The 17,723-nt window shown below is 60.5% G+C and carries 11 protein-coding genes; 4 read left to right on the top strand and 7 right to left on the bottom strand.

Annotation, left to right across the window (positions count from 1 at the left end):
- Positions 1-89: 89 nt before the first annotated feature.
- From AAGW23_RS17690 to glgA, 5 genes are read right to left on the bottom strand one after another with little or no spacing between them, the layout of a single operon-like run.
- Positions 90-485 (bottom strand): DUF2934 domain-containing protein, encoded by a 396-nt coding sequence (locus AAGW23_RS17690; RefSeq protein ID WP_342407648.1) that lies wholly within the window; start codon positions 483-485, stop codon positions 90-92.
- Positions 482-3,295: a malto-oligosyltrehalose synthase gene (locus AAGW23_RS17685; protein WP_342407647.1), complete on the bottom strand. Its 2,814-nt coding sequence runs from the start codon at positions 3,293-3,295 to the stop codon at positions 482-484. The genes AAGW23_RS17690 and AAGW23_RS17685 overlap by 4 nt, the downstream gene beginning before the upstream one ends.
- Positions 3,292-5,370: a 4-alpha-glucanotransferase gene (malQ, locus tag AAGW23_RS17680; protein ID WP_342407646.1), complete on the bottom strand. Its 2,079-nt coding sequence runs from the start codon at positions 5,368-5,370 to the stop codon at positions 3,292-3,294. Before malQ ends, AAGW23_RS17685 begins: the two co-directional genes overlap by 4 nt.
- Positions 5,367-7,151: a malto-oligosyltrehalose trehalohydrolase gene (gene treZ, locus AAGW23_RS17675; RefSeq protein WP_342407645.1), complete on the bottom strand. Its 1,785-nt coding sequence runs from the start codon at positions 7,149-7,151 to the stop codon at positions 5,367-5,369. Before treZ ends, malQ begins: the two co-directional genes overlap by 4 nt.
- Positions 7,152-7,163: 12 nt before the next feature.
- A complete protein-coding gene (gene glgA, locus AAGW23_RS17670; protein ID WP_342407644.1) occupies positions 7,164-8,714 on the bottom strand; it encodes a glycogen synthase GlgA in 1,551 nt (516 codons plus the stop codon).
- A 300-nt stretch (positions 8,715-9,014) separates the two neighbouring features.
- Between glgA and AAGW23_RS17665 the strand changes: the two genes are divergently transcribed.
- Positions 9,015-9,515, top strand: a complete 501-nt coding sequence (locus AAGW23_RS17665) for a CinA family protein (protein WP_342407643.1) — start codon at positions 9,015-9,017, stop codon at positions 9,513-9,515.
- A gap of 88 nt (positions 9,516-9,603) precedes the next feature.
- Here AAGW23_RS17665 and AAGW23_RS17660 read toward each other — a convergent pair whose 3' ends face one another.
- The gene (locus tag AAGW23_RS17660) at positions 9,604-10,764 is read right to left on the bottom strand and encodes a mechanosensitive ion channel family protein (RefSeq protein ID WP_342407642.1); all 1,161 of its coding nucleotides are present in this window, start codon (positions 10,762-10,764) and stop codon (positions 9,604-9,606) included.
- A 141-nt stretch (positions 10,765-10,905) separates the two neighbouring features.
- Here AAGW23_RS17660 and AAGW23_RS17655 point away from each other — a divergent pair, with 141 nt between their 5' ends.
- Complete coding sequence (locus AAGW23_RS17655) at positions 10,906-11,436, top strand: ferritin-like domain-containing protein (protein WP_342407641.1); 531 nt, start codon at positions 10,906-10,908, stop codon at positions 11,434-11,436.
- A 42-nt stretch (positions 11,437-11,478) separates the two neighbouring features.
- Here the strand turns inward: AAGW23_RS17655 and AAGW23_RS17650 are convergent, their stop codons facing one another.
- Positions 11,479-11,760, bottom strand: a complete 282-nt coding sequence (locus AAGW23_RS17650; protein ID WP_342407640.1) for a DUF1652 domain-containing protein — start codon at positions 11,758-11,760, stop codon at positions 11,479-11,481.
- A gap of 174 nt (positions 11,761-11,934) precedes the next feature.
- Between AAGW23_RS17650 and ligD the strand changes: the two genes are divergently transcribed.
- Entirely contained in the window at positions 11,935-14,496 is a 2,562-nt protein-coding gene (gene ligD / locus AAGW23_RS17645; RefSeq protein WP_342407639.1) for a DNA ligase D, read from the top strand.
- 199 nt (positions 14,497-14,695) lie between these two features.
- A complete protein-coding gene (locus AAGW23_RS17640; RefSeq protein WP_342407638.1) occupies positions 14,696-16,837 on the top strand; it encodes an FAD-dependent oxidoreductase in 2,142 nt (713 codons plus the stop codon).
- Positions 16,838-17,723: the final 886 nt, after the last annotated feature.

Raw genomic sequence — 17,723 nt, 5'->3', positions numbered from 1 at the left:
ACTCTGCCCAATGGCTGTGCAGGGCGATGAAGGACCACGACTGGCCGGCTCCCGGATGGAGCCGGCTCGGTGGCATGGCGCGGTGTCGTTCAGCTGTCTTTCTTGACCCGTGGTGCACGAGGTTTTTTCACGCCTTCCGGGGTGCCCTCGGCTGCGTTGGTACCTGCTTTGGCTTTGGGACGTGCAGTCCCCTTGGCCGGAGCGACCGCAGGCTTGGCTAGCTTGACGTCTTTTGGCTCCTTGGCTTCCTTCGCAGGCTTGGCTGCCTTAGTCGCTTTGGCGGGTTTGTCAGCAGGGGTGGCATCCGTTGGTTTTGTGACTGCTTTACGCGCGCGGGCTGCCGGCTTTGATTCGGAGGTATCGTTTTCCGCTTCAGCCAGCTTGCGGGCCATCTCCCAATGACGTTCGTCCTGCCCGTGCGGGCGGCCTTCCGAAACCCAAATGTCGTAGGCCAACTCGCGGATGCGCTGCTCTTGTTTGGTCATCGTTCTGATTCTCCTGTTGAACTCATTGTTAGCTGTAAAAGCGCAAAGGGCAGGTGCTGCAAAACATCGGGCACGCTTAAACCTTCTTGTTTGGGTCTGACTGTCATTCCGTCGAAAAGTCGCTCCATTGCTTTACCGCTCAGCGCATCGGGCAATCGGACATGTGTGTCGCCCCAGCGCTCGATCGGAACCTGTGGTGTCTGGCTGTCGCCAAGCAAGCCGTAGGCCAGACGTGCGGCAATCACAATCACGCAGTGGCCGTCGAGCTCACGAGCGAAGGCAATCACACGTTCGGCATGCTCGCCTTCGACCTTCAAAGGAAGATAGCGGCCCTCGGTAAACAGACGCGGGTGCGCACGACGCAGTTTCAGTGTGTTCGCGATCAGCCATTGCTTGATGCGACCGTCCTGCCAGTTCGCCATGAGCTCGGCTGGCTGTGCGTCCAGGCTAAAGGTAGCGCGACGACGGTCGAAATCGACGGGACGGCGGTTGTCGGGGTCGACCAGACTGAAGTCCCAGTAGTCCGCGCCCTGATAGAGGTCGGGCACGCCCGGCGTGGTCATGCGCAGAAAAGTCTGGGTAAGACTGTTGAGTGCGCCGGCAGGGGCCAGCTCGGCGGCAGCTGCGGCGATGTCGTCGCGCAGCGTCTTGCATTCGTCCCCCAGAAGCAGGGCGCGCAGGTAGTGCTGGCAGGCGCCTTCGTAATCACTGTTCGGATCGGTCCAGGTGCTGCGTAATTTGGCCTCGCGCACAGCCTTTTCCTGCCATTGGATCATCCGCTCGCAGAAGGTTTCCATGGCCGACTTGTCGTCCGCCTTCAGGTCCAGCGGCCAGCAGCCGAGCAGCACCTGATACAGCAACATTTCGTCGCCCGGCGAAGGCGCTGGTCCCTCCGGCAGCTCCTGGCGCTGGCCGTAGGCGAGCTGACGCCAATGTTTGACTTTGCTGGCGAACCATTCGGCACGTTCGCTGATCACCGTCATCCTCGCACGGGTGTCTTCGCCGCGTTTGTGATCATGGGTAGCCGTGGTCAGCAAGTTGCGCGGGAAGTGCTCCGCACGTTCAAGGCACTCGGCATGGAAGGTGTCGACCGGTGCGCTGAAGGTCTGCGGGTCGAAGCCGACATCGTTGCGCGACAGCAGCGTGCCGGAGCGGTAGCAGGCGGTGTCTTCCACGGCCTTGGCGGCGGCAGGCGAGGTCAGCTGCTGGAAGCGGGTACAGGCATAGCGGCGAATCCGCCGTGCAGGTCCCGGCGGTAAGGAGCGCAGGTCTTCCCCGCCGAGCCAGCGATCAAGCTGATCCAGCAGCGGCCAGTCGGCTTCGCCAAGTGTGGTGCGCGCTCCCGCCAGCGCCTGCTGGAAGAATGGCTCGTCAGACTCGCGTCGGCCGCGGGCCGCGATGTAGGTGCGGTACACCGGGAAATGCACGATCAACTCGAGCAGCCCGCGGCGGATCGCGCCGAGTGTGATATCGCGGGTCATCACGTCATGGCGCGCGACCTGCAGCAGCGCTTGGGCAACGGTTTCGAAGTCGCCGGCCAGCGGTCCGGTCAGCACCAGCTGTCGCGCCTGCCGGACTTCCTCCATGAAATCGGCCGGGCGCTCGGCAGTTTCGCTCCACAGCGTACACAGCACGGATTTACCGGCCGGGTCGTGTTGCAGCAGCGACAGCTGGTTCATGAATTCGTAGCCAGTAGTGCCGTCGACGCCCCAGTCGTCATGGAGATGTTCGCCCTCAGCGAGAATCTTCTCGACGTAGATCGGCACATGATCCTGTTCCGCATCCTCGGGCCGCGCGGCATTGAGTCGATCGACACGACGCCGCAAGCGCCGGCAGTAACCGCGTGGATTGGCCAGCCCGTCGATGTGATCGATGCGCAAGCCGTCAACCAACCCTTCACTGATCAGCTCGAAGATCTTGGCATGGGTTTCCTCGAACACAACGGGGCGCTCGACGCGCAGACCGCCCAGCTCATTGATGTCGAAGAATCGCCGCCAGTTGATGTCGTCTCCCGCGGTACGCCAGCTGGCGAGGCGATAGTTCTGTCGTTCGAGCAGACCATGCAGGCGTTTGAAGCCTTCTTCGGTGGTCGAGTCGTAGTGTCTGATTGCTTGTTCCAGCGTTTGCCGAGTATTGCTGTCCTCCAGCAGTCGGGCCAGGTCGGCACGCAATTCACGCGCAGTCTGATAAGGCGCCGGCTCGGTTTTCAAGGCATCGAAATGCTGCGCCAGGCTACGCAACTCAGGTTGATCGGTCAGGCGCAGGATCTCGCCGTAAGTGGGTGGCGAAATGGGGAAGCGGTGCTCGTAGTGCTTGGCGTAAAAAGCGCCATTTTCGATATCCAGGCGCAGGGGAATCTTGCCTTCCTGCAGCGCATCGCCGTAGTCACTGCCAAGGAAAGGCACCAATAGCTGGCCTTCCAGCAGTGGATCGGGGGAATTCCACTGGATATCGAAAAATTGTGCGTAGGGGCTGCGGCGCCCCCACTCGAGCACGTCGAGCCACCAGGCGTTGCCGGAGCCGCCAACCGCCATGTGGTTGGAGACAATGTCCAGTATCAGGCCCATGCCCTTGGCGCGCAGTGCATCGACCAGTCTTCGCAGCGCCGGCTCACCGCCCAGCTCTGGATTGATACGGGTCGGGTCGATGACGTCGTAGCCATGCATTGAGCCAGGCCGCGCCGTCAGCAGCGGGGACGCGTACAGATGGCTGATACCAAGGTCGGCGAAGTAGTCGACCAGCGCGGTGGCATCGTCGAGGGTGAAGTCACGATGGAACTGCAGTCGCAACGTGGCGCTAAGGTCTCTCATCGATGTTTACTTCCAGTGGCCTGCTTGCGTGCGCTGGAAAGCAGCTCCAGGCGGTGCGAGCAAGCGGGGTCATCAAGCAGGGTGGCGCTGTCGCTGGGGTAGCGTCGGCGCCAGTTAGGATGGGTGTCGATGATGCCGGGCAGGTTCGGTTGTTCGAGCAGGCCCAGGGCGTCCTCGACCGGCAACAGCACCAGCGGAGCCGGCGTGCGGCCGAGGAATACGGCGCAAGCGTCGGCGAGTACGTCTGGATCGGTGAGATCGCCCTCGATGCTCGGTGCGTATTCACGTAACAGCCTGAGTAGCCCGCCACGCTCGCGTTCGCGTTCCTCCAACTGTGCCGGGCGTTCGTCCTCGCGGTGCTGGCCGACCTGGATACGCCAGTCAATGTCATGGGCAGTCCACCATCCCTCGATGGTCGGCAGGTCATGCGTGGTGGACGTGGCGATCGCACTGTCGGGCCATTCATCGAGCGGTTTGAAAGTGCCGTTGTTGTCGCGTTCGAAAAACAGCACGCGCATGCCCAGTAGCCTGCGTGCCGCCAGCTTGTCGCGCAGCCCTTCGGGCACCGTCCCGAGGTCTTCGCCCAGCACCACAGCGTTGCGCCGCCAGGCTTCCAACGTGAGCAGGCGCAGCAGGTCGTCAAAGGGGTAATTGAGGTAGGCGCCTTCGGTGGGGCCGGCACCTGCGGGCATCACCCACAGACGCATCAAGCCCATCACATGGTCGATGCGTATACCGCCGGCATGCGCCAGGTTGGCCCGAACCATTTCGATGAACGCGCGGTAACCGTGTGCCTTGAGGCCCCATGGGGAGAACGCGGAGATTCCCCAGCTTTGTCCCTGGCGATTGATGACATCGGGCGGTGCACCCACACTTAGCGCAGCCAGTACTTCATCCTGGCGACTCCACGCCTGGCTGCCGCCACCATCGGCACCCACGGCCAGGTCACTGATCAGGCCGATCTTCATGCCCGCGCTGCAGGCGGCAATCTGGGCACGCTCAAGCCCACGGGCGATCAGCCATTGGCAGAAGGCGTAATAGCTCACCTCATGGGCGTTTTCTTGCGCGAACTGTTCAACGGCGGGGCTTTGGGGCGTGCGGTATTTATCGGGCCAGTTACGCCAGTGCTGTGGGAAACCTTCCGGGCCGAGGAGGGCTGCATGCAGAGCCTCGAAGCGACAATGGTTTTCCAATGCTTCGCCGCCGGCATCGCGGAAACTGTCGAAATCCGCCTGCTGAGCGTTACCACCGGTGGTGAAATCTTCGTAGAGCGTGCGCAGCAGGCACTGGCGAGCGTGCGAGGCGGCGCTCCAGTCGATCAGCTCGAGCGCCTCCAGGCGTTGCATCTCCTCGGCAAGGCCGCAGGACTCGATTGCCATGCGCAGTGGCTTCTCACCCAGCACGGTGCCGGGTGCGCTGTGCAGAATGTTGTAGAACAGCCGGCTGGAAGGTGAATACGGGCTGTATTGGCCGCTGTTGCCGGTAAACATCGCATGCACCGGGCTGATGCCCAGCGCGTCAGCGCCATGTGCAGCTGCATTACGCGCCATCGCTTCAAGCGCCTGGGTATCGCCGAGTCCGCCATCACCGGGGCGACGCAATCCATAAAGCTGCACCGTAACGCCCCATGCACCCGGTCCGGCCACGTCCTCTACGCTGGGGCAGGCGGCTGGGGATACGGCCAGCGTGAGCTGCTGGTCAGCGATATTCAGCCGGTGGTAACCGGGCGTATCGATGGCCGCAAGACGCGACTGGCTATCCAGGCTTCCGTCGTGCTTGCTACCGTCCTCGAGGGTCAGGCTGTAAGGTGCTCCTGGCTCGAAATACTGGCTCAGATCCAGCGGTGCGCCCTGATCCAGCGTCAGCAGCGGTGGCACGCCGGCTGCCCCCGAGCCGGCGTCGAGTTTTTCCAGACTGCGTTCTATCTCCTCGTCGCTAGCGGCTGGCAGCCCCAGCCCGCCGAGCACGGCGCGCAAGACATCCGGTTTGACCCGTTGATCCTTGCCATCCGCATCAACCCATTCGATGGACAGGCCAGCCGCCTTTGCCAGGCGGTTCAGTCGTTCATCGCTCATTGAGACACTCCTGCTGATTCGAGCAAATACATCCTGGCGGTGCGCGCAGGTAATGTGTCGGTGCCGCCTGAGTCGCCTTCACGGCTGCTGTGCAGCAAGCGCGCAGTCGAGGCAGGGGGCGTAACGGCAAGGTCGTTGCCACTCAAGTTGAGATCCAGACGCAATTGGCTGCTATCACCCAATTGCCACTGCGCCATCGCAGCGGCTTCCCCCAAGGCTTCAGCGCCGAGGAATCGCGAGCCTTCCAGCCGCGGCACTATTTCGGTGTGGCGAAGCTGCAGCAGATGGCGATACAGGGTTAGCCATTCGGCATGCTTAGGCTCGTTGCGCTTGCTGAAGTCAGGTTTGGAAGCCTCATACGTCTCGACCGCGTTTGGATCGGGAATACGCTCACGGGTGTGCTCGTCGGCGAATTCGGCAAATTCCGCGAATTCACCCCGACGCCCCTCACGCACGGCATCGGCCAACTCGCCGTGGTGGCTGGTGAAGAACAGGAAGGGCTCGCGTGCGCCCCATTCCTCGCCCATGAACAGCAGCGGCACCATGGGCGAAAGTAGCAGCACGGTGGTCGCGGCTTTCAGTGCATCGGGTGGCGCCAGGTTGGTCAGCCGGTCGCCGAAGGCGCGGTTGCCGGTCTGGTCGTGGTTCTGCAAAAACAGGACGAAGGCAGTCGGGGGAAGATGACCGCTGGGCTCGCCGCGCGATTCACCACGGCGATTCTCATGCCCTTGATAGACGAAGCCTTCACCGAGAAAGCGCACCAGTTTGCTGGTTGAGTCGTTGTGGTAATCGCCGTAGTAGCCCTGACTTTCGTCGGTGAGCAGGGTATGCAGGACGTTATGGCCGTCATCGTTCCACTGGGCGGTGAAATCATCGGAGAGCAGGCTGGAAAGGTTGTGTTCGTTCTCCAGTACCAGATGCACGTGGCGACCCGGCTCGACCTCCGCTCGAACGCGTTCGGCCAATTCGGGTAGGAAGGTTGGGTCTGGAATCGCGTGGACAGCGTCCATGCGCAGCCCGTCGAAGCGATAGTCCATCAGCCACATCAGGGCGTTATCGATGAAGAAATCGCGCACTTCGCGACGACGGAAATCGATGCCGTCTCCCCAGGGCGTCTGCTGGTCGTGACGGAAGAAGTGCTTGGCGTAGCTGTGCAGGTAATTCCCGTCCGGCCCGAAGTGGTTGTAGACCACATCGATGAACACCATCAGCCCCAGACCATGGGCGGTGTCGATCAGATGCTTGAGCTGATCGGGTGTGCCGTAGGACGCCTCTGGCGCGTAGAGCAGAACGCCGTCGTAGCCCCAGTTGCGGTTGCCAGGAAACTCGGCGAGCGGCATCAGTTCGATGGCCGTTACGCCAAGATTCGCCAGTTCCTGAAGCCGCTGCTCAATCTCGGCATACCCGCCATAAGTGCCGACGTGCAGCTCGTAGAGTACGGTTTCGTGCCAGGGGCGGCCCTGCCAACCCGCGTTGCGCCACGTGTAGGCTGCAGGATCGACGACTACGCTCGGGTCGTGCACATCAGCCGACTGCGCCCGGGACGCAGGGTCGGGCACCTGAAGTTCACCGTCGATGAGAAAACTGTAGTGAGTGCCGGCGCCGACATCTGCCTCGATGCTGTACCAGCCGTCTTTACCTTCCTGCATTGGCAGCGGATCGCTGCCAACTATCACCAGGCTGACGCTTTGCGCGTCTGGCGCCCAGAGCCTGAACCGGGTACGGGACTTTTCCAGTAGCACCGGTCCGTGTTGCCCGTTGCGGGCAGGCCTATTCTGCATTGATCAACCTCGTTAGATAGTGGCACTGACCTCGCGTCGTCCGCACAGCAGGCGTTGGTACAACCGGTCATAGGGTTCGATCGCGTGGCTCCAGAAAAATCCCCCACTCATGGCACGGCAACGCATCGCATTGAGTAATTGGGCGTTCTGATGCACCGCCAGGGCGCGTTCGACTGCGCCGCGATAGCTGTCTACGGTGGCTTCGCCGAAAAGGAACCCGGTGACGCCGTCGTCGATGCTGTCCGCTAGGCCGCCAGTGCGGTGGGCTATCGGCAACGAAGCAAAGCGCTGTGCGTACATTTGGCTAAGGCCGCACGGCTCGTAGCGCGATGGCATGAGCAGGAAGTCACTGCCGGCAAACAGGCGTCGGGCATCGGTCTCGTTGAAGCCGATATGCGCACCGACACGGCCGGGGAAACGCTCGACCAGGCGGCGAACTTCGTCTTCGATGAGGGGCTCGCCACGACCCAGGATGGCCAGCTGGCCGCCGCGCTCCACAATGGTTTCGGCAACCGCGATGGTCAGGTCGATACCTTTCTGGTGCACCAGACGAGAAACCACCGAGAACAGCGGGCCATCACCTGCGTCCAGGGCGAACAGTTCGCGAACGTGCGCCGCATTGGCCTGCTTGCCGGACCAGTCGTTCGGGCCGAACGGGCTGACCAGATGAGAACAGCTGCGCGGCTCCCAGCTTTCTTCGATGCCGTTGAGTAAGCCGCTGAGCAGGCCTTGGCGTGCCTTCATGCTGAGGAAACCTTCCATGCCGCAACCGAACTCCGGCGTGGTGATTTCATGGGCATAGGTCGCGCTGACGGTGGTGACCTGGTTTGCATAGGCGATGCCGGCCTTGAGCAGCGACAGCGAGCCGTAAAACTCCATGCGCTCGGGGCCGCAGCCTTCCAGAGGAATGGCCAGCGAGCGGCGCAGGCTCATGTCGATGTTGCCTTGGTACGCCAGGTTGTGAATGGTGAAAACGCTGGGCGTGCTGAGGCCGCGCCAGTGCATGTAGGCCGGTGTCAGCCCGGTCGGCCAGTCGTGCGCATGGACCAAATCGGGCGTCCAGCGAATGCCCGCCGTGCCGTCGGCGATATCGGTCGCTGCCATGCACAGGCGGGCGAAGCGCACCGGGTTGTCCGGCCAGTCCTGGCCATGCTCATCGCCGTACGGCAGGCCGTCACGCTCGTAGAGTTCCGGGCAGATCACCACGTAGATGATCAGGCCGTCAGGCATGTCCAGCCGGCCGATGCGGCTCGGCGGCAGGTCAGCGTGGGAAATTACGCTGCCCACAATCCGTATCGGCTCGCCGCACTGCATCACTTGGGTGTAGCCGGGGATGAGCACCCGCACGTCGTGTCGATCGCTCAGGGCTCGGGGGAGGGCTGCAGACACATCAGCCAGGCCGCCGGTCTTGATCAGGTCGGTCAGCTCGGACGTCACGAAAAGAATTTTCTTCTTGTCGTCCTGGGTGCTACGCAATTGCAACAGGGGACGCTCTGCTGGCGGTGCCAGTCGTTGTGCGGTGTTCAATCTGACGGGCCGGGCGTTGACAGCAGCAATACTCATAATTTACCTCTCCCCATGCGGCCGGCCTCTTTGCCAAGCCTGCTACAAGCACGTTTCTTCCATGCAGCACCTGCGGGGCGCCGCAAACCATGAGCACGACAAAGCTGAATTATCTGTATTGAGGCCGCGCTAGGAGCGGCGTAGAGCTGCGTTGGCCCTACCTTGAAACAAGACCCGGACGCCGTGAAATAGTTCTCGTCTTTAGGCGGAATGCGGGGCGTTGGAACTTTGCATTCAGGAATCGCCTCGGAAATCTGACCGAAGGTAGCAATTTTCGAGTCGAAAGCCGGAGACAAGACCATGCAAGACCTTGCTGAAATCGTGCGGTTTCTTCGTGACAAACAGATGATGTTGACCACTGCGGAATCCTGCACCTGCGGCCTGATGGCCTCCTTGTTAGGCGACATTCCGGGCTGTGGCAGAGTGCTCGACAGCGGATTCGTTGTGTACTCGCCAAAGGCGAAGAACCAGCTGTTGCACGTCAGTTTCGAAACCATCGAAACCTTTGGCCTTACCAGCGAAGAGGTCGCCACCGAAATGGCCATCGGCGCGCTGAACGCCAGCGTTGCCGATATCGCCATTGCCAACACCGGTGTGGCCGACGACAGCGGAGAGGATGCCGGCGGCACACAGTGTTACGCCTATGCACTGATGCAAGGGGAGCGCCAAGTAAGCATCAGCGAGACCGTTCAGTTCGAAGGAGACCGCGCGGCCATTCGTAAACAGGCAGCTCGCTACGGGCTAGAGCAGTTGCCGAGCAAGCACGAACAGCTGCTGCGTAAACTGCGCGAGCGTGAATGACTTCGCATTGACTTCCTACGCGCACCGACAGATATCAGTCCGTAACAAAACGCCCCATATTGGAGCGCTGTCGTCACGAACCCTGCGGTCAGACCGGCGGCTGACGTTCGGGCTCGATATGGTCGGGAACGGGATGTTCGACATTTGTTTTCCGGCCAACGTTGAGGTCGGCGCGCAACTGCGGCAAGCAGCCGGGATACTCGCGCTGGATAAAGTGGATTAGGGCCTCGCGAAGGTGGCAGCGCAAGTCCCAGGCACGCGATGAGTCTGGTGAGCTGACCAGTACCCGCACTTGAATTGATTTTTCGCTGGTGTCGGTTACCTGCAGCACGATCACGCGCCCATCCCATAATTCAGGCACCTCACGGCACAGGCGGCGCAGCTCCTCGCGCACAGGCTCCAGTGGCAGCGAATAATCGACCCAGAGAAACACTGAGCCGATGATGCTGGAATTACGGCGTGTCCAGTTCTGGAAGGGCTTCTCGATAAAGTACTGCAGTGGCACCACCAGCCTGCGGTCATCCCAGATCCGCACCACGACGTAGGTTCCGGTGATTTCCTCGATCCGCCCCCACTCGTTTTCAACGATCACCACGTCATCCAGGCGAATTGGCTGAGTGATTGCGATCTGTATACCGGCAATCAGGTTGGCCAGCACCGGACGCGCAGCGAAGCCGACGGCCAGGCCGGCGAGGCCTGCCGACGCGAGCAGACTGGCGCCGAACTGGCGAGCACCCGGAAACGTCATGAGCATTCCGGCGGCACCGATCAAGAGGATGAAGAAGCTCAGCGTCCGCAACAGCACCCGCGATTGCGTCTGGATCTGGCGCGCACGCAGGTTGTCGCTGACGTCGACGGGGTTTCTAAGCCGCACGGCCTGTTCAAGCCCGCGCATCAGTCGCATGGCCAGCCAGGTGAAGCAGGCGATCATGACCAATGCGGTAAGTCGACGAGCCAGGCTGATCAAGGTCAATTCGTCACTGGCCGCCGCCAGCACTGCTTGCAGGCCAAGCAACGGCAGCAATACGCGGATAGGCTTTTCCAGCTGCTCCGACACGGCTTTTGTAAACAGAAACCCACGGCCCAACCGCAGCATCACGGCCGTCAGCACCCTACTGAAGACACTAAGCAAGACCACGACAAAGGCGGACGCCAGCACCGTGCGTAGAGCCGGCTCGGTGATGTAGTTTTCCCATTGAAAGAGTGGATCTAGAAATTCGATGAGTTCAGCTCCGTCTAATCGTTGCATGAGGGACTGGTTGCCCTATGCAAAGTTCATGGCAGTGCAGCCAGTCGGGTCCGCGGAACTCCCCTGGCCGGCCATCTCTCACACATAACAACAGGGCGGCGATAACGCCCTGATGGCTATCCAAACCAATGGGAGAGAAACATGCAAAGCGCTCAGACGGGAAATGACGTCCGCATTGAACGATTGATCGAATGGCTTCGCGACGCGCATGCCATGGAAGCGCAGGCGGAAACGATGCTCAACAAGCAGGCCAGCCGCATCGAGCATTATCCGCAGCTCAAGGCGCGAATCGAGCAGCACATTACCGAGACGCAAAATCAGGCGAAGCTTATCGAGAGCTGCCTCCAGCGTTACGACAAGTCCTACTCAGGTTTCAAGGATCTGGGCGGCAAGATGATGGCGATGGGGCAAGCCATGGGCGGCATGATGGTCAATGACGAAATCGTCAAAGGCGCGCAAATGGGCTACGTCTTCGAGAACCTTGAAATCGCCTCATACGAGATCCTCATCGCTGCAGCCAAGGCGGTTGGCGACACCGATACCGCCGACATTTGCACCCGCATCCTTGGTGAAGAAGTTGCCATGGCCGAGTGGATGCGCAGCCACCTGGCCGAACTGACTCAGGCCTACCTGACCCGATCTGCCGAACCGCATGCAGAAGCGAAGCGCTGATAGCGCAGGCCGCCGGAATGTCGGTGATGCGATGCCGAATGGCTAGCTGCCGACAGCCTTGGCGACACCCGCAGCGACCGGCATACCGCTGCGGGTGGCATAGAGTTCGAAACGCAGCTCCTGAGCCAGGCGGACCAGGTTTGCGGCATCCCGGCACTGGTCGTCGGTAATGCCGAACACCGTGAGTTCTTCACCCTCAGCGATGTCTTCATAGAGTCGCACGGTGAGATGGCTATCTTCCTGCGCATGACAGTCACAGCGGAAAGGGTGGAGATAGTCTCGAAGGATGTTCTCTATGGTGGGTAGAGGTAGACGTGTACCCATGATCCTTTCTCCCATCGATGTCCGCATGTGGTGAATGGCTCGCGCCGAGTCGGCGCAGGCTTGGTTTTTCAACCTCTACAAACGCTAGCAGGCCTCGCCGAGATGTAAACACCCTAGCGCAACCGCTTGGCAGAAGGCGTGCCGCTCGACCAAAACGATAATGGAGTCGCTGCCATGGCCTTGGACGAATACAACAGAAAGCGCGACTTCAGCGCGACCCCCGAGCCTGGCGGTGAGAGCGGTACTGGCAAACGCCGCAAAGCCCATGCCTTGCAATATTGCATCCAGAAGCACGACGCGACTCGGCTGCACTATGACTTCCGATTGGAACTCGACGGGATGCTGAAAAGCTGGGCTGTTCCCAAAGGGCCTTCGCTCGACCCGAAATCCCGGCGTCTGGCCGTGCATGTCGAGGATCATCCCCTCGAATACGCAACGTTCGAAGGCAGCATCCCGAAAGGGCATTACGGCGCGGGCGATGTCATCGTCTGGGATCGCGGCGTGTGGGTTCCGGAGGGAGATCCGCAAGAGGGTTATCGCAAAGGCAAGCTCAAGTTCAGCCTTGAAGGGGAAAAACTCAGCGGCACCTGGAATCTGGTTCGCACCCGCATGGAGGGCGGGAAGGAACAGTGGTTTCTGATCAAATCCAATGATGATGCAGCCAAGCCAGAGAGCGATTACAACATCGTCGAAGAGCAGCCAAACAGTGTGCTGAGCGATCGAACCGTGATTCCCCGTAAGCGAGGTAAAGCCAAGCCCCCGGCGGCAACCAAAGCCGTCAAGACGCCTGCTCCTCGGCGCAGCCGCAAGGATGAACCAAACGCGACGCTGTCCGGCGCCAAACAGGCTCCATTGCCGGAAAGCTTGAAACCGCAGCTTGCTACGCTGGTTGACTCGGTGCCTGACGGTGACTGGCGCTATGAAATCAAATTCGACGGGTATCGCATCACGGCGCGCATCGAGGCTGGCAAGGTCCAGCTATTCACGCGTAACGGCCATGACTGGACGCACAAGATGCCACAGCAAGCCGAAGCGCTGGCCGGGCTAGGTCTGGCGTCGGCCTGGCTGGACGGCGAAGTGGTAGTGCCCGATGAAGACGGCACGCCAGATTTCCAGGCACTACAGAACGCCTTCGAAGCAGGGCGCAGCGGCAGGATCATCTATTACCTGTTCGACATGCCCTATCTGAATGGCATGGACCTGCGCGAGGTTGCGTTGGAGGAACGCCGGGTCGCTCTGAATCAAGTACTGGAGGCTGACGAGAGTGAGTTGCTGCGGTACTCCGCTGACTTTACGGATCAGCCGGAGAGCATGCTTGAAAGCGCATGCCAGATGAAGCTTGAGGGACTGATCGGCAAGCGTGCGGGGAGCACGTACGTCTCCCGGCGCAGCAACAGCTGGGTCAAGATTAAGTGCAAGAATAGGCAGGAGTTCGTCATCGTCGGCTACACCGATCCCAAGGGCGCCCGCAGCGGGTTCGGCGCGCTCCTGCTGGGGCTCCACGATAAGCAAGATCAGTTGCTATACGCGGGAAAAGTAGGAACAGGCTTCAACCACGCCACCCTGGAAAGCTTGCACGCCAAGCTCAAGCCGCTAGAGGTCGATAAAAGCCCGTTAGCCAAAGCACCGCCCGCCGCCGATGTTCGTGGCGCGCACTGGCTAAAGCCCGAGCTGATGTGCGAGGTCGCCTATGCGGAGATGACCCGCCAGGGCGTGGTTCGCCATTCGGTCTTTCATGGCCTGCGCTCGGATAAACCGGCCAAAGCAATCACCCATGAACGCGCTGCGAAAGCGGCCAAGGCAACCGGCACCGCGAAGGCTAAAAACAACCCGGCCCCGAACACGGCGGGTGGCAAGATCAAGATTTCCAATCCCGAGCGCATCATCGACAAGTCCATCGGTGCGACCAAGATGGAGCTGGCGCGCTTCTATGCCGAGGTCGCGCCTTGGGCGCTGCCGCACCTGAGTAAGCGTCCGCTTGCGTTGGTCCGCGCTCCAGAGGGAATCGACGGCGAGCTGTTTTTTCAGAAGCACACCGAGAAGCTGAGCATCCCGCATGTCACTCAGCTTGACACTTCGCTGTTCCCCAACCATGCAGCATTGATGACCATCGACACAGCTGAAGCGCTCGTCAGTGCGGCGCAGATGGGCACGATAGAACTGCACACCTGGAATGCCGTGGCGCCGGTGCTCGACCACCCGGATCGCTTTGTGCTCGATCTCGACCCTGACCCCGCGCTGCCCTGGAAACGCATGCTCGAAGCCACTCAGCTGACTCAGACCCTGCTCGACGAGATCGGACTGCAGTCGTACCTGAAAACCAGCGGTGGTAAGGGGTTGCACATCATAGTGCCGCTAAAACCCGTACATAACTGGAAAGAAGTAAAAGCGTTCAGCCAGGCGATTGCGCAGTACATGGCGAAGTTGATGCCGCAGCACTTCTCTGCAGTCAGCGGGCCGAAGAATCGAGTCGGGCGCATCTTTATCGACTACCTGCGTAACAGTAAGGGCGCGAGCACTGTCGCGGCTTATTCGGTACGTGCACGCGAGGGGCTCGCTGTCTCTGTGCCTATCCATCGAGACGAACTGGCCGATCTCAAGGGCGCCAACATCTGGACCATCCGCAACCTGATTCCGCGTTTGGAAGAGCAGGGCGATGACGACCCGTGGACGGGGATTGACGAGGCGGACCAGCACATCACCCATGAGATGCGGGTGCAGCTGGGTATGAGGTGACTCGCTCAGGCTGATCGTCGGCCAATTCGGAACATCCTTGGACCAGTCAGCTCCAACTAAAGGCCCTGGTTAGAGTTTTTCCGATGATTTGCCATTTCCCTTGCAACTGCCTGCCTAGGCTATCGATGCCTCGTGCTCGTCTCACCTGTCCGCCTGTTAGCCGCATATGCTTCAGCCGTGCCGCGGAGCACAGCCATCCATGAAGCTCACTCGCTGGCTGATCGTGCTGTTTTTCGTGGTCGCGACGGTTTGTTTTTTCTGGTTCGATCTTGAGCAATACCTGACGCTGGAAACGATCCAGGCGAAGAGTGGGGCGCTTCGAGACGAGGTTCAGGCGCACCCCTGGTGGACCGGTTCGGTGTTCTTTGCCGCTTACGTGGCGCTGACGGTCATGTCGTTCCCCGGCACAGTGGTGCTGACGCTGCTCGCCGGAGCCTTGTTCGGACTGGTTGGCGGGACCTTGATGGTGTCCTTCGCCAGCAATATCGGCGCGCTGGTCGCGATGCTCATAAGCCGGTTTTTGTTACGCGACTGGATTCAGAGACGATTCAACAAACAGATTGCGAGTATCAATCGGGGACTCGAGCGAGACGGCGCCTTTTACCTGTTCTCGCTGCGGTTGATCCCGCTCGTGCCCTTCGTTCTATTGAATCCTGCGCTCGGTCTGACGCGCGTGAGCATGTGGACGTTCTGGTGGACTACCCAGGCCGGCATGCTGCCGGGGCACGCGATCTACGTAGGTGCCGGGCGCCAACTGGCGCGTATTCGGGAAATTTCCGACATTCTCTCACCGAGCTTGATCGGGACGCTGGCCCTGCTTGCCATCTTTCCGCTGGCCGCGACCAAGCTGCTGACGCTCTATAAAGCGCGCAAGGTCTATAGCGGTTGGCAAAAGCCGAAGAGCTTTGAACACAACCTGTTGGTCGTCGGTGGCGGCAGCGGGGGCCTGGCCGCAGCTCGGATTGCAGCGTCGATGAAGGCCAGGGTGGCATTGGTCGAGTGCGAGCGCCTCGGCGGTGCGGCGCTGCACAGCGGCAGCGTTCCGGCGAGGGCGCTGATGCGGGCAGCCAACATGAATTACGCGCTGCGCCAGGGCAGTACGCTGGGCATTCGCCTGCACACCGAAGTCGACTTCGCTGAAGTCATGAGGCAGGTGCGCCGCACGCTGGACGAGGCGCAAGAACAGGTCAAGGCACAATCCTGCAAAACCACCGATTTCGAGGTGATCCGGGGTAGAGCGCAACTGACCTCACCCTGGTCGGTTCAGGTAGGCGATCGTACCTTTCGCAGTCGCGCCATCGTCATCGCTACGGGAAGCCAGCCCGTGATCCCGCCCATACCGGGCCTTGAAAACGTCTTGCCGCTGACCTGCGAGAACGTCTGGGAGTTACAGCAACGGCCAGAGCGGCTGCTGATCATGGGAGGCGAAGCCAATGCCTGCGAACTGGCCCAGGCGTTTCAGCGCCTCGGTTGTCAGGTAACGCTGGCCGTCGAAGGTGACAGTTTGCTGGTGTCGGCCGAACCAGAGGCACGCCAAGCTGTTCATGATTCGCTTGGTGCCGATGGGGTTCAGGTTCTGTTGAAGGTCTCAGCTCAGCATTTCGATGTGGTCGAGAACGAGCGCCGCTTGATTTGTTTGGTTGACGAGCAAACATCTACCCTGGCATTCGATCAGGTGCTTTTGGCGTTGGGACGCAAAGCCCATTTGGATGATCTGGGGCTCGAAAGGCTGGAGTTGAACATTCGCGATAACGGCAGTCTGGAAGTGGACGAATACCTGGCTACGCGCTACCCGAACATCTATGCCGTGGGCGCAGTGGCAGGTCCGGACAGCTCATTTCAAAGCGCCAAACACCATGCCTGGTACGCCGTCGCTAATGGACTATTTAGCGGTTTCCGCCGTTTCATGGTCAGTGACAGAGTGGTCCCCCGTGTGGCCTTCACCTCACCCGAGATTGCTAGCGTGGGTCTGACTGAGGCCCAGGCGAAGTTGGCTGAAGTGGAATACGAGGTAACCATGCTCGATCTCGATTCGCTTGAGGCGGCGCAGATGAGCGCTGGTAACAGCGGCTTCCTGAAGGTGCTCACCGAGCGCGGGCGTGACCGCATCATTGGCGTCACGCTTGTCGGGGACGGCGCGAGTGAAACGCTTGCCGTGTTTGTGTTGGCGATGAAGCACAAACTGGGTCTGAACAAACTACGCCGTACCGTACACATTAATCCGACCTTGGCCGAAGCCAGTCTCGCCGTTGCCGAGGCTTGGCGCCGTGCACATACCGCCAAACGTCCGCAGACCTGGGCGGCCCGGCTGCATCGTTGGCGGCTCGGTGGGCAGTCGTGAACCAGGGCTGCCCATACGTCAACGCCGGTAGACAGTGCAGCAACCGCCCTAATCTATGCCGGAGGCTAAGGATGGCACCGGAGATTGAACCCTTTAGATAGACACGCATGACGGATGAATATCCAGAGAATGTCGTTTCACCGTCATCATCCGGGTCAATATTCTTATCAACGGTTGTACTGAAAATTCGCGGCATGATTCCTTCATTTGTTATCGCTAGCTCAGCGTTGGTCAGTCATGTTCCTAAGTTGTAGGCGTTTCGCCGTGATGTCCATGCTGATGCTTGGGCGGAAGCGTAGCTAGTTGCGAACGGTCTGCAGGACTAAGCGGTATGTCAGCCGCTGGACTAGGATGTTGACTGCACCCAGCGGACGTACGGGGGCATTCCGCTCATCAACGCTATCGAACACCTGATGAGGCGACCCGGAACGAGCGTAAAAGTAGCGCCCTGACCTATGGCGCAGCAGGCGAAGTATCCTCGGCAGGGGGCTCTGGACTTGTGCAGCCCGTTTCACAGGCGCAACGCCTTAAGCATCTTATTTGCGCTGACAAAGGAGCCACCTTGATTCGCTTAGTCCGTTTGGGATTGTCGACCGGGACCATGGTCGGCTGCACAGGTCCACAAGTTGAGCAGCCCATGCTGGATTGCGAAGTGTTGCATCAGGCGGTGCGCGCCGCATCGGACGACTTTGATTCTTTAAAAGGTCACTGTCGGAAAAACTGATCGGCAGGCCTCAGGCGATAACAGCGTGGGGCTGATTGTGCAGCGACGCTGAACAGACCACGGCAGCTCACGGGGCCGCTAAAAGTTCGCATAATGGGGCTCGGGGTTATGTTGAGTCGGCGTCGTGGGAATATCCGCAGGCCACGGCGTCGACGTAACATC

The organism is Stutzerimonas chloritidismutans (assembly GCF_038562055.1).
In the GTDB taxonomy this organism is placed as follows: domain Bacteria; phylum Pseudomonadota; class Gammaproteobacteria; order Pseudomonadales; family Pseudomonadaceae; genus Stutzerimonas; species Stutzerimonas chloritidismutans_A.
The sequence above is the reverse complement of the archived record's forward strand: the minus strand, read 5'-3'. Positions and strand labels throughout refer to the sequence as shown.